At 64.2% G+C, this 11,378-nt stretch carries 15 protein-coding genes and 1 pseudogene; 9 read left to right on the top strand and 7 right to left on the bottom strand.

From position 1 onward, the window contains the following. Positions 1-284: pseudogene (locus tag WAN71_RS09930) on the bottom strand (acyl-CoA desaturase); the annotation flags it as partial. 16 nt (positions 285-300) lie between these two features. Beyond that, positions 301-1,365, bottom strand: a complete 1,065-nt coding sequence (locus WAN71_RS09925) for a ferredoxin reductase (protein ID WP_422225166.1) — start codon at positions 1,363-1,365, stop codon at positions 301-303. 69 nt (positions 1,366-1,434) lie between these two features. Between WAN71_RS09925 and WAN71_RS09920 the strand changes: the two genes are divergently transcribed. Then, positions 1,435-2,109, top strand: a complete 675-nt coding sequence (locus WAN71_RS09920; RefSeq protein ID WP_422225165.1) for a TetR family transcriptional regulator — start codon at positions 1,435-1,437, stop codon at positions 2,107-2,109. Positions 2,110-2,117: 8 nt separating this feature from the next. Here WAN71_RS09920 and WAN71_RS09915 read toward each other — a convergent pair whose 3' ends face one another. Beyond that, a complete protein-coding gene (locus WAN71_RS09915) occupies positions 2,118-2,552 on the bottom strand; it encodes a MarR family winged helix-turn-helix transcriptional regulator (protein WP_422225164.1) in 435 nt (144 codons plus the stop codon). 57 nt (positions 2,553-2,609) lie between these two features. Here WAN71_RS09915 and WAN71_RS09910 point away from each other — a divergent pair, with 57 nt between their 5' ends. From WAN71_RS09910 to WAN71_RS09900, 3 genes are read left to right on the top strand one after another with little or no spacing between them, the layout of a single operon-like run. Continuing rightward, positions 2,610-2,939: an antibiotic biosynthesis monooxygenase gene (locus tag WAN71_RS09910; RefSeq protein WP_422225163.1), complete on the top strand. Its 330-nt coding sequence runs from the start codon at positions 2,610-2,612 to the stop codon at positions 2,937-2,939. A gap of 22 nt (positions 2,940-2,961) precedes the next feature. Further along, positions 2,962-3,765 (top strand): DUF427 domain-containing protein, encoded by an 804-nt coding sequence (locus WAN71_RS09905; protein ID WP_422225162.1) that lies wholly within the window; start codon positions 2,962-2,964, stop codon positions 3,763-3,765. Positions 3,766-3,770: 5 nt separating this feature from the next. Continuing rightward, positions 3,771-4,853 carry a DUF4185 domain-containing protein gene (locus WAN71_RS09900; protein WP_422225161.1) on the top strand — a complete coding sequence of 361 codons (1,083 nt, stop codon included), beginning with the start codon at positions 3,771-3,773 and terminating at the stop codon, positions 4,851-4,853. On the opposite strand, the gene WAN71_RS09895 is transcribed toward WAN71_RS09900, so the two are convergent. After that, positions 4,825-5,577: an SDR family NAD(P)-dependent oxidoreductase gene (locus WAN71_RS09895; RefSeq protein ID WP_422225160.1), complete on the bottom strand. Its 753-nt coding sequence runs from the start codon at positions 5,575-5,577 to the stop codon at positions 4,825-4,827. The two genes, WAN71_RS09900 and WAN71_RS09895, sit on opposite strands and share 29 nt — an antisense overlap. Before the next feature lie 48 nt (positions 5,578-5,625). Continuing rightward, on the bottom strand, positions 5,626-6,240 hold the full coding sequence (locus tag WAN71_RS09890) for a GNAT family N-acetyltransferase (RefSeq protein ID WP_422225159.1): 615 nt from the start codon (positions 6,238-6,240) through the stop codon (positions 5,626-5,628). Between the two features lie 91 nt (positions 6,241-6,331). Between WAN71_RS09890 and WAN71_RS09885 the strand changes: the two genes are divergently transcribed. After that, positions 6,332-7,621 carry an acyl-CoA dehydrogenase family protein gene (locus WAN71_RS09885; RefSeq protein ID WP_422225168.1) on the top strand — a complete coding sequence of 430 codons (1,290 nt, stop codon included), beginning with the start codon at positions 6,332-6,334 and terminating at the stop codon, positions 7,619-7,621. A gap of 13 nt (positions 7,622-7,634) precedes the next feature. On the opposite strand, the gene WAN71_RS09880 is transcribed toward WAN71_RS09885, so the two are convergent. Both WAN71_RS09880 and WAN71_RS09875 read right to left on the bottom strand, forming a co-directional pair. Then, the gene (locus WAN71_RS09880) at positions 7,635-8,537 is read right to left on the bottom strand and encodes an alpha/beta fold hydrolase (protein ID WP_422225158.1); all 903 of its coding nucleotides are present in this window, start codon (positions 8,535-8,537) and stop codon (positions 7,635-7,637) included. Positions 8,538-8,546: 9 nt separating this feature from the next. After that, positions 8,547-9,002, bottom strand: a complete 456-nt coding sequence (locus WAN71_RS09875) for a MaoC family dehydratase (RefSeq protein ID WP_422225157.1) — start codon at positions 9,000-9,002, stop codon at positions 8,547-8,549. A 168-nt stretch (positions 9,003-9,170) separates the two neighbouring features. On the opposite strand from WAN71_RS09875, the gene WAN71_RS09870 reads away from it, so the two are divergent. The 4 genes from WAN71_RS09870 to WAN71_RS09855 all read left to right on the top strand — a co-directional run. Next, complete coding sequence (locus WAN71_RS09870) at positions 9,171-9,668, top strand: metallophosphoesterase family protein (RefSeq protein WP_422225156.1); 498 nt, start codon at positions 9,171-9,173, stop codon at positions 9,666-9,668. A gap of 74 nt (positions 9,669-9,742) precedes the next feature. After that, positions 9,743-10,195 (top strand): MarR family winged helix-turn-helix transcriptional regulator, encoded by a 453-nt coding sequence (locus WAN71_RS09865; RefSeq protein ID WP_422225155.1) that lies wholly within the window; start codon positions 9,743-9,745, stop codon positions 10,193-10,195. Beyond that, positions 10,192-11,022, top strand: coding sequence for an ATP-binding cassette domain-containing protein (locus tag WAN71_RS09860; RefSeq protein WP_422225154.1), 831 nt, complete (start codon positions 10,192-10,194; stop codon positions 11,020-11,022). Before WAN71_RS09865 ends, WAN71_RS09860 begins: the two co-directional genes overlap by 4 nt. A 10-nt stretch (positions 11,023-11,032) precedes the next feature. Next, the coding region (locus tag WAN71_RS09855; RefSeq protein ID WP_422225167.1) for an ABC transporter permease at positions 11,033-11,378 on the top strand (346 nt) is incomplete at its 3' end.

The raw sequence follows: 11,378 nt of genomic DNA, 5'->3' as shown, positions 1-11,378 counted from the left end.
CAGTCGTACTGGCCGTGCATGATGTTGTGGCCGATCTCCATGTTGTCGAGGATCTTTGCCACTCCGAGCATCGCGGTGCCCGCCAGCCAGGCCGGCGGCAGGATCCCGGCGAACAGCAGGGCACGCCCGCCGACTTCCAGGGCGCGCTGCGTCTTGATGACACGGCGGATGTATTCGGCGTCGCGCTGGCCGAGATCGGCCATCACGCGTTCCTTGATGGCGTCGAGTTCACGGCCGAATGCCTCGGCCTGATCGGCTGTCAATGCGACTCGGGGCTGTGACATTTTTGACTCCAGTTCTCTAGAGGGCGATGTCGACGTCGCCGACGGGGACGGACACACAGATCTGCACGTCCTCGTCGGGCGCGGTCGACACCGCGCCGGTGGTCAGGTTGCGCACGACACCACAGGTTTTGCGGCGTGTGCAGGTATGGCAGATGCCCATCCGGCATCCGCTCGCCGGGGTGAGGCCGGCCGCTTCGGCCTGCTCTAACAGCGAGCGGCCATCGTCAACCAGCTCAATGCCGCTGTCCGCGAACGACACTCGCCCGCCCGAAGGCTGCGCGGGTAGGTCGAGCGCTGGCGGCACGAAGCTCTCCGAGTGCACGTTCTCGCAGTGCTCGCGGACGGCATCGATCAAAGCCGACGGCCCGCAAACGAATACGGCATCCGGCGACGGCATCGCTGCCGCCAGGTGTTCGGGCCCGAATCGGCCTTCGAGATCGCCGTCGACCGAACGGGTGTAGCCGTGCAGCACCCGTACGCCGGTCATCGCGGCGAGCTCGTCGCGGTAGCAGGCCTCGGCGGCGTTGCGGGCGTAATGCACGAACGCGATTTCGCCGGGGTGGCCCTCGTCGACGAGCGTGCGCAGCATCGCCATGACCGGCGTGATGCCGCTTCCACCGGAGACGAGCAGAATCCGTCGGGGTCGTTGTGCCGGCAAGACGAAGTCGCCGCCGACGCCGCTGAGACCGACCACCATCCCGCGCCGGGCCCGCTCGTACAGAAATGTCGAGACCAGCCCGCCGTCGTGCTGTCCGATCGTCAGCTCCAGATGCGAGGTGCCCTCGGCATTGGCCGGTGAATAGCAGCGGGTGTGCCGACGGCCGTCGATCTCGACGCTGAGGTTGACGTACTGTCCGGCGCGAAGCGCGCTACCGCTGCCGGTGAACGCGTCATTGGGCGCCAGCACGAGGGTGACGCTGCGCGGGGTAGTCCGCCGCACCTCGACGACCTTCGCGCGGCCCTCGCCGCGCGTCCAGGTGGGGGCCAGCAGCTCGGTGTACCGGTCGACGCCGTGCGGACCGGTAAGCAGGTTGACCAGGTCGGAACCCAGTACCCGCTTCTTCAACGTTTGGGTGAACATGTGTACACCATGCGGCCACATACCCCTGCTCGTCAAGGATTTCCGCAGGTCTGTGATAGCGTTCACACAGTGAACGGTCGTACGCCTACCTCACGCCCACACCGGTCGGGCCGCGGGCGTAGCCGGGAGAGCCCGTCCCGCGAGGAACGCAAAGAGGTGACGCGGCGCGCCATCATCGCTGCGGCGCTCAAACTGCTCGACGACCGCAGTTTCAGCGGTTTGAGCCTGCGCGAGGTGACCCGAGAAGCGGGGATTGTCCCGGCGGCGTTCTACCGTCACTTCGAATCGATGGAGGCGCTCGGGCTGGTCCTGATCGACGAGTCGTTTCGAACCTTGCGCGACATGCTGCGGGGCGCCCGCGCCGGCAAGCTCGATCCGAACCGGATAATCGAGTCGTCGGTCGAAATCGTTGTCGCTAGCGTCACCGAGCGCCGTGAGCATTGGCGCTTCATCGGCCGCGAGCGCTCCAGCGGCGTCACCGTGTTGCGCTACGCGATCCGCACTGAGTTCCGGCTGCTCACCTCGGAGCTGGCCACCGACCTCGCCCGGTTCCCGGGGCTCAACACCTGGAGCACCGAAGATCTCAACGTGCTGGCGGCCCTATTCGTCAACTCGATGACCGTCATCGCCGAGGCGCTCGAGGACGCCCAAGGTGCCGAGGCAATCGAGGAGATCCGGCGGACCGCGGTCAAGCAGCTGCGGATGATTGTGATCGGTATCAACGGCTGGCGCAGCAGCCCGTGATCACGGGGTTACGAGTTTTCCAGGTTCTTAGCACAACTGATCAATACCGCAGATACATTTCGCCGCGCGCTTGCCGAAATTCCTTGCAGCATTACCGCTTCGACTCCGAACACGGCGTCATCGGCGGCCTTGAGTTGTCGCGATCCCCGGCGGGTCAGACGCAACGACCGCGCTCTGCCGCGCGGCGGAGCGTCGACGGTCTCGACTAGACCCGCCGTGCGCAATCCGGTCAGCAGGTCCTGCAAGGACTGTCGCGTCACGAAGCACAACCGGGCCAGTTCTGCGGCCGAGGCATCCGGATGTTCAGCGAGCGCCCGCAGCGCCGCGTACTGCGCCATCGACAGCCCGGTCGGCTTCAGCGCGGCGTCGCATCGCCGTCGCAGCCCTTGCTGGACCCGCTTGACCAGATAGCCGACCGAACGTTCCCTCTCGGACCATTGCATGACAGGAACCTTACACCAGTGCTAAGGTGAAGTAAGGAACCTGACAAAGGAGCGGCCATGACCGTCATCACCGAGCACGCCGACCACGCGACGCTGATCAACGTCTTCACCGTGGAACCCGAACGGGCGCGACAACTCACCGACCTGTTGACCGCAGCCACCGAGGATGTGATGCAGCACATCGACGGGTTCATCTCGGCGAACATCCACCTCAGCGCCGACGGCACCCGCGTCGTCAACTATGCGCAATGGCGCAGCGCCGAGGCCTGTCAGACGATGCTGCAGAACAACACCGCGCGGCAACACATGGCGCTGTGTGCCGAACTGGCGAACGGCTACGACCCCCACCTGTACACCGTCGAATCAGTGCACACCGCAACGATCTAGCCGCGAGGGCCATGATGGTGCAATGGCCACCAGAATGCGGGATCTGCTCAGCGGCGCACTGCAGTCACTGCGCTACGAACCCACCGACAAGCGCCTCCGGATTTACCTGAACGAAGAGCCCGTCGCCGACACCGTCAACGGACTGCTGGTCTGGGAACCCCGCCGGGTAGTCCCGACATATGCGGTGCCGGAGCGCGATGTCTCGGCCCGGCTGGAATCGGTGGGCCGGGTCCCTGATGTCTGGGAGCTCGCCGACTTGCCCGTCCTGCTGCCGACCAATCCGTTCACTGCGCACAGCTGTACCGGCGAGATGCTCGACGTCATGACCAGCGCGGGGAGGCGCCCGTCGGCGGCCTTCCGACCGGACGATCCGGACCTGATCGATTACCTCACATTCGACTTCAGCGCGTTCGAGTGGCGCGAAGAAGACGAGCCGATCGTCGCCCACCCGCATGACCCGTTCAAACGCATCGACATCCTCGCCAGCACTCGACACGTCCGCGTCGAGTGGGAAGGCCGGCTGCTGGCCGAGTCATCGCAGCCGTTGCTGTTGTTCGAGACCTTGCTGCCGCCGCGCTGCTACCTCCGGCGCGCCGACGTCGTCGTCGATCTCGAGCCGACTGACACCGTCAGCTATTGCGCATACAAAGGCCGGGCGTCCTACTTCTCGGTGCCCGACGGCCCCGCGGACGTGGCGTGGACCTACCACCAGCCGCTGCGCGAAGCCGAACCGGTCACCGACCGCATCGCGTTTTTCAACGAGCGGGTGGACGTCATCGTCGACGGCGGGCACCGAGAACGACCGGTCACACCGTGGTCGGACTGAGGGCTGTGGCTACCGCACGGGCTACCTCGCGCCGCAAAGACGGCAAGTTGGCCGACATCACCGGACCCGGTATCACCGACCGGTGGGGTGTGACATGTACCGACCTGGGTGCGTCGATAACCGCGCCCAACGGGACGCTGGTCTCGGTATTCGGAGACACCTTCTCGGGCAACAGTGTTGGCGACGGCGACTGGCGTTCACCGGTAGTCCTCATCGGCACCGGCGACGCCGATCGCCCGATCACCTATCAGTGCGCCGGGGGTGCCGATCCCGAGTACGCACACCAGCTGTGGCGCTACTCGCACCGCACCGTCAAGTCCGGCAGGCCGCGTCGCGGCATCAGCACGGTGATTCCTTCCGACCTGCTGCGGGTGGACGACACGCTCTACCTGCACGCGATCGTCAACCGGGGTTTCGGCAACGTGGTCTGGACCGAGATCTGGAGGTCGGATGACAGCGGCATCTCGTGGCGGCACCTGGGCGAAAACACGAGGTTCCCAGCCACACTGCACGACGGTCACGCGCAGTGCTGGTCGTGGGACTATGACCCGGTCGACGGCTGGATCTACGTCGTCTCCACCGGTTTTCAGCGCGACAAAGGGATCATCCTCAAGCGGGTCCGTCCGGACAACATCGGCGATCTGAGTAAGTACTCCGGGTGGGGACGAGCCGGTGGTCGCTGGTCGTGGGGGAAGGAGCCCACCCCGCTGACGCCCGACGGTGAAACCTGGGGCGAGCTTTCGCTGCGGCGGTTGGCAAACGGCAAATGGATCCTGGGCGGATTTCTGTCCTCGAAGTACGCACTCGGGTATCGGGTCATCGACTCCCCCACCGCTGCGCGCAACGCGCCCCTGCAGGTCCCGGTCGTCGGGCGTGCCTGGGACGCCGAAGACCATGCCAACAACCGGGTTGCGCAGCTCTACGGCGGCTACGTCCTTCCGGGTTCGCAGCTCAATATTCCCGGCGGCGTCGGGCTGGTGGTGTCCCAGTGGAACACCGCACGCGGATGGCCTTACCGGGCAATGCAATTCCGCGCGACACTGCGTGACACGACGATGCTCAGAAATCCAGTGGGTAGCCGCCGCTGACTTTGAGGGTTTCGCCGGTGATGAACGACGCCTCGTCGGAGCAGAGATACAGCATGGCCGACACCACATCCTGCATAGTGCCGAGCCGGTGGATCAACTGGCGTTCGCGAACAATGTCGTCGACAAGTGTGTGCGGCAGGTCGGCAAGCGCGTTCTCGGTGTTCATCAACCCCGGGGCGATGGCATTGACCCGGATCCGATCAGGCGACAACTCCGAGGCGAAAGCGACGGTCAACCCACGCACCGCCAGTTTGGACACCCCATATGGGGTGATATTCATGAAACCGGCCATCGACGAGATGTTCAGCACCACACCGCCGCCGCGATCCCGCATCGAATCGCGGCACGCCAGAGTGCAATTGATGACGCCCATGACGTTCACGTCGAACAGGCCCCGAATGTCGGACCGGGACAGCACGCCGAAGGGTTGGTTGTACTTCGTCAGGTGACGTCCGGCGTTGTTGATCAAGACGTCGATGCCGCCGAGCTTTTCGATCACGACGCCGACGGCGGTGTCCACCTGCTGCTCATCGGCAACGTCGCAGGGCACCGCGATCACCCGCGGTCCTTGCTCGGTCAGTTCGGCCGCGGTGCGCTCAGCCAACGGGACATCGATGTCCAGAATCGCGACGGCGGCACCTTCACCGATCAGCGCCCGCGCGAAGGCCCGACCAAACCCGATCGCGCCACCGCTGATCACCGCGGTCTTTCCGGAAAACCGCATCTGGCAACGGTATCGCGATTGGCGCTGCCACTCGGGGCTTTGCCTTCGCTACCTCGGCGCCCGCCACATCGGCCATAGGGTCGGACCGCCGTCGGGCAATACCATTTCGCCGGTCACCTCGAAGCCAAATCGCTGGTAGTAAGGCACGTTTTCGGGCTTGCTGGATTCGAGATAGGCGGGGGCGTGTTCCACATCGACGCGATCAAGTCGTGAGCACATCAGGGCCTGTCCGTAGCCTTTACCGCGCACCGTCACATCACTGCCGATCACAGCCAGATACCAATGTGGTTCCTCGGGGTGATGGCTCTTCATCAACTCGAGCACCGCGCCGAGCTTGCGGCCAACTGACAGCCGCAATCCGAAACCGCGGACGAACGACGGCGCCATCATCAGTTGTTCGCGAGGCGTGTGCTGCCACCGCCCGGGCGGATCCCACAACGCTGCCGCGCCAATCGCCGAGTCATCGCGGGCCACTTCGACACCGCCACCGGCGAGGTGATGGTACCGGGTGACCGTCCCGAAAAATCTCCGCAGGTGCGTCGCCCGCGTTTTGTCGTCGGGCATGATCCACATCGAAACCGGGTCGTCGTAGAAAGCGCGGCCCAGCACGTGCGATAGCTCGCCGATGTCAGCCCGCCGGGCGGGATGCGCGTTGATCGTCATTAATGGCCAGATTAGTCATCCTGATTTCGGCACCTTGGCGGTACCAGTCTGAATTACTACGCTTAAAAAATCGAGCGGGGAGATGCCAACCGTGTGGGACTTCGAAACAGACCCTGACTACCAGGACAAGCTGGACTGGGTCGAAGAGTTCATGGTCAACGAGCTCGAGCCGCTCGACTTGATCGCGCTTGATCCATACGACAAGAAGAACGCCGAGACGATGGCGATCCTGCGGCCCCTGCAGCAGCAGGTCCGGGACCACGGGCTCTGGGCAGCGCACTTGCGGCCTGAACTCGGCGGCCAAGGCTACGGCCAGGTCAAGCTCGCGCTGCTCAACGAAATACTCGGCCGGTCGCGCTGGGCCCCGTCGGTGTTCGGTTGCCAGGCACCCGACTCGGGCAACGCCGAGATCCTCGCCATGTTCGGCACCGCCGAGCAGAAAGCTCGCTACCTGCAGCCGCTGCTCGACGGCGATATCACCTCCTGCTATTCCATGACCGAACCGCAAGGCGGTTCGGATCCGGGCCTGTTCGTCACCCGTGCCGAGCGCGACAACGACACCTGGCTGATCAACGGCGAGAAGTGGTTTTCCACCAACGCCAGGCACGCGACCTTTTTCATCGTCATGGCGGTCACCAATCCCGACGCGCGAACCCGCGACAAGATGTCGCTTTTCATCGTCCCGGCCGAAACACCCGGCATCGAGATCCTCCGCAACGTCGGGGTCGGCACTGATTCACACGCCACCCATGGCTACGTCCGCTATACCGACGTCCGGGTGCCGGCCGACCACATCCTCGGCGGCGAAGGGCAGGCGTTCGCGATCGCACAAACCCGACTCGGCGGCGGACGCATTCATCACGCCATGCGCACCATCGCGTTAGCCCGGCGAGCATTCGACATGATGTGTGAGCGGGCGGTGTCACGCCAAACCCGCAACGGTCCGTTGTCGAACTTCCAGATGACCCAGGAGAAGATCGCCGACAGCTGGATTCAGATCGAGCAGTTCCGGCTGCTGGTGCTGCGCACCGCGTGGCTGATCGATAAGCATCATGACTACCAGAAGGTGCGCCGCGACATCGCAGCGGTCAAGGTGGCGATGCCGCAGGTGTTGCACGACGTAGTACAGCGCGCCATGCATCTGCACGGCGCGCTTGGGGTCTCCAACGAGATGCCATTCATCAAGATGATGATCGCCGCGGAGTCGCTCGGGATCGCCGACGGGGCGACCGAGCTGCACAAGATGACCGTCGCCCGCCGTACCCTGCGCGAATACCAGCCCGTGTCAACGGCTTTTCCATCTCAGCATTTGCCAACCCGGCGTGCGGAGGCGCAGGCGAGGCTGGCCGAACGCCTAGAGCATGCTGTTGCCGAGTTCTGAGCGTTTATAGCGGTCAACCGCCGGTGACCCGGTCGATGTGGGCCAGAAAATGGGTCAGCACGGCATCGGGCGCTTCGAGTTGCGGCCAATGCCCGATGTCGTCGGCGAGCATCACCACATCGGGGTGGGGTATCACCTCGGTGTAGCGGCGGGCCATGTGCGCACCGGAGTTCGGGTCCACCGGCCCGTCGATTAAGCGCATCGAAACCGCGGTCTGCCGCATGGCACGCACCCACCGATTTCGATGCGTGTAGCGGTCGTTGATGAAGCGGCCAACCTTGTGCAGCACGCGCCGGCCGTCGTTGTAATCCAAGATCTCGTTGAACACGTCCATCATGTGCCGTGTCGGTTTGGTATTCGGGCCGAACATCTCGCGCAGCGTTGGTTCCAGCAGCCGACGAGACAACGGGCTGTTCTGGACATGACTGAAGATGTCACCCAACGGGGTCCGTGACATCAGCTTCTGCGCCGCCCGCGGCGTGTAGGTCTCGATGAACATGCCGCCGTTGAGCCAGGTGATCGAGTCGAGGCTCAACTCACCGTAGGCGGGCTGGCCAAACTCGTGACGGGCCAACAGTTCCTGGCCCACAGAGTCGCCGATGTCGTGGGCCAGGATGTGCGCGTTGCCGATGCTCAGGTGGGCCAGCAGCGCCTCGTGCATGTCTGCGTGGTCGTGCACCGAGTATTCGTAGGCGACTGGCTTTGCGGAGAAGCCCATGCCCATCATGTCCGGTGCGATGACGGTGAAACGTTGCGTCAGCGTCGGCCAGATCGGTGCCCAGTCGAAGGTGTTGAACGGGTAACCGTGGATCAGCAGCAGCGGAGGTCCACTGCCTTCCATCCGGTAGAAGACGTCAAAGCCGAGGTAGTCGAAGTGCTGTCCGGCGGCCAGCCAAGATGCCAGTTCAGCGTCCATGGCTTGAGCCTACGAGACGTAGCGGACGATGCTCTCTGCCACACACGCCGGCTTGGCCGACCCCTCGATCTCCACGGTGGTCGACATCGTCGCCTGTACCGCACCATTGCCAATGTCCTCAACACCGACCAACGAGCTTTCGGCGCGAACCTTTGACCCGACTGGCACCGGCGCGGGGAAGCGAACCTTGTTCAGGCCATAGTTGATGGCAAGCTTGATGCCGTTGACCGTGTAGATCTGGTGCTGGAGCCGGGGCAGCAGAGCCAGCGTCATGAAGCCGTGGGCGATGGTTTTGCCGAACGGTCCCTTCGCCGCCCGTTCGGGATCCACATGGATCCACTGGTGATCACCGGTCGCGTCGGCGAAGAGGTTGACGTCTTCCTGGGTGATGGTCACCCAATCGCTATGTCCGATGCTTTGCCCCTGGATGGCGGCGAGGTCGGCAACTGAGTCGAAGATGCGCATTGTGTTCTCCTCTGCTCAAGTGGAAACGATAGTGCCGCACTGACGGCAGCGGCGTCCGGGGTCGTGACGAACGCTCGCGCAGCGAGGCTGACGAATTCAACGACGTGCTTCTCAAATTTCTCCCGCGGTAACCGGAGCTAGCGGCCAAGGCTGTTGCAGGATGACCGGGTGAGGCCGCTGCTTCTTGCTGATACGCACGTTCCGCGACGCGCCCGCGATCTACCCGGGCAGGTATGGGAAGAGGTGGCGCAGGCCGATGTCGTCTTCCATGCCGGTGACTGGGTGACACCAGCGTTGCTGGACAACGTGACGGCGAAAGCTTCGCAGCTGGTGGCTTGCTGGGGAAATAACGACGGCCCAGTGCTGCGGTCGCGGCTACCAGAACGCGCGGACGTGGTGCTGGAAGGGTTGCATTTCACGGTGGTGCACGAAACGGGCGCGGCAGCCGGCCGCGAGGCGCGGATGCCGCGGCACTACCCCGACACTGACGTGCTGATCTTCGGCCACAGTCATATCCCGTGGGACACCACGACGAGTACCGGGCTGCGATTGCTCAATCCCGGGTCGCCGACCGATCGCCGCCGCCAACCGGCCTGCACGTACATGACCGCGACCGCGGACGGCGGGCGGCTGACCGACGTCGTGCTGCACCGCCTCGAGCGATAGCCCGCTTATGCATGCATAACCACCCCACAGCTCGCGCACATACTTAGCTCTTAAACAGAGGTATTGTCGGGTAGGTGCAGGTAAGCACCGATTTGGCAGCCGAAGTTTTCCGGGTCGTCGGGAGATTTCGCCGCCAACTTCGAAGGTCCGTCGATCGCGGTTTTGATTCCGCGCGACTCACCGAGTCGCAGTCGGAGCTGCTCTGGCTGGTGGGCCGCCAGCCGGGAGTCTCGGTCAGCGCGGCAGCTGCCGAGCTCGGGTTGGTGGCCAACTCCGCCTCGACGCTGGTTTCCAAGCTGGTATCCGGCGGCTTCCTCACTCGCAGCGTCGGTACCACCGACCGCCGCGTCGGCGAGCTGGCACTCACCGAGCCCACCCAGCAGATTGTCGACGCATCCAGGGCCGCACGGCGAGCGCTGCTAGCCGACGTGCTGGACGACCTAGATGACGACCAGATCGATTCTCTGGCAAAGGGACTGGAGGTTCTCGACACGATGACACGACTATTGCAGGAGCGCCGATCATGACCGAATTGCTACCCCCAGCCGTCGACTGCCAGCACCTGACCTATCGCTACGGCAAGTTCACCGCCGTCGATGATGTGACCCTGCAGGTGCGGCCTGGTGAGACCATGGGCCTGCTCGGGCCCAATGGGGCCGGTAAAACCACGCTGGTGCGCATGCTCACCACGCTGGCCCCGGTCCAGCACGGTCAGCTGCGCATCTTCGGGTTGGATGCACGTCGCCAGACGGTCGACATCCGAAGCAATATCGGCTATGTGCCACAACAGCTTTCCATCGAACCCGCACTAACGGGCCGACAGAACGTGGAGTGGTTCGCGCGGCTGTATGGCGTGCCCCGCGCCCAGCGAGCTGAACGCGTCGAGCAGGCGCTGGCCGCCATGGAGCTACTCGACGTCGCCAACCGGCTCGCGGGGACCTACTCCGGCGGCATGGTGCGCCGGCTCGAGGTGGCGCAGGCGCTGGTCAACCGCCCGTCACTGCTGGTTCTCGATGAGCCCACCGTTGGCCTGGATCCCATTGCGCGGGACGGCGTCTGGCGGCAGGTGCAAAGTATGCAGGCCCAGTTCGGTATGACGGTCCTGCTCACCACCCACTACATGGAAGAGGCTGACGCACTGTGCGATCGGGTGGCGTTGATGCATCGCGGTGAGTTGCGGGCCGTGGGAACGCCCTCGAAATTGAAGTCCACGGTATCGCCCGCGGCCACGCTCGAGGACGTATTCCGGCACTACGCGGCGTCCGACTTGTCGCAGCAGACAGAAGCTACAGAGTCTCCAGAGTCATTGCGCTCAATCCGTTCCAGCAGAAAGGTTGCCCGTCGTGCCGGTTGACCAACGCCCTATCGAGGTAACCCTGGTCCGCGCCCCGCGTGGCTGGCAACGCGGGCCCGCAACGCTGGCTCGCGTCGGGGCGTTCGCCATCGTCGAACTGCAGAGGCTGCAGCACGACCGCACCGAGCTGGTCACCCGGATGGTGCAGCCTGCGCTGTGGCTATTGATCTTCGGTACCACCTTCAGCCGTCTACACGTGATCAACACCGGATCGGTGTCTTACCTGGCGTTCCTGTCGCCGGGCATCATCGCGCAGTCGGCGCTGTTCATCTCCATCTTCTATGGCATACAAATCATCTGGGACCGCGACGCCGGCATCCTTGCCAAGCTCATAGTGACGCCCGCGCCGGCATCGG

The organism is Mycobacterium sp. (genome assembly GCF_049280035.1).
Classification (GTDB): domain Bacteria; phylum Actinomycetota; class Actinomycetes; order Mycobacteriales; family Mycobacteriaceae; genus Mycobacterium.
Note: the sequence above shows the minus strand (reverse complement) of the source record. Positions and strands in the feature narration are given on the sequence as shown.

Bases quoted from the DNA above. Each gene is read 5' to 3' on its own strand.
- WAN71_RS09925 (WP_422225166.1), bottom strand. From the start codon at position 1,365: ATGTTCACCCAAACGTTGAAGAAGCGGGTACTGGGTTCCGACCTGGTC.
- WAN71_RS09915 (WP_422225164.1), bottom strand. From the start codon at position 2,552: ATGCAATGGTCCGAGAGGGAACGTTCGGTCGGCTATCTGGTCAAGCGG.
- WAN71_RS09890 (WP_422225159.1), bottom strand. From the start codon at position 6,240: ATGACGATCAACGCGCATCCCGCCCGGCGGGCTGACATCGGCGAGCTA.
- WAN71_RS09875 (WP_422225157.1), bottom strand. From the start codon at position 9,002: ATGCGCATCTTCGACTCAGTTGCCGACCTCGCCGCCATCCAGGGGCAA.
- WAN71_RS09880 (WP_422225158.1), bottom strand. From the start codon at position 8,537: ATGGACGCTGAACTGGCATCTTGGCTGGCCGCCGGACAGCACTTCGAC.
- WAN71_RS09905 (WP_422225162.1), top strand. From the start codon at position 2,962: ATGGCCACCAGAATGCGGGATCTGCTCAGCGGCGCACTGCAGTCACTG.
- WAN71_RS09895 (WP_422225160.1), bottom strand. From the start codon at position 5,577: ATGCGGTTTTCCGGAAAGACCGCGGTGATCAGCGGTGGCGCGATCGGG.
- WAN71_RS09910 (WP_422225163.1), top strand. From the start codon at position 2,610: ATGACCGTCATCACCGAGCACGCCGACCACGCGACGCTGATCAACGTC.
- WAN71_RS09860 (WP_422225154.1), top strand. From the start codon at position 10,192: ATGACCGAATTGCTACCCCCAGCCGTCGACTGCCAGCACCTGACCTAT.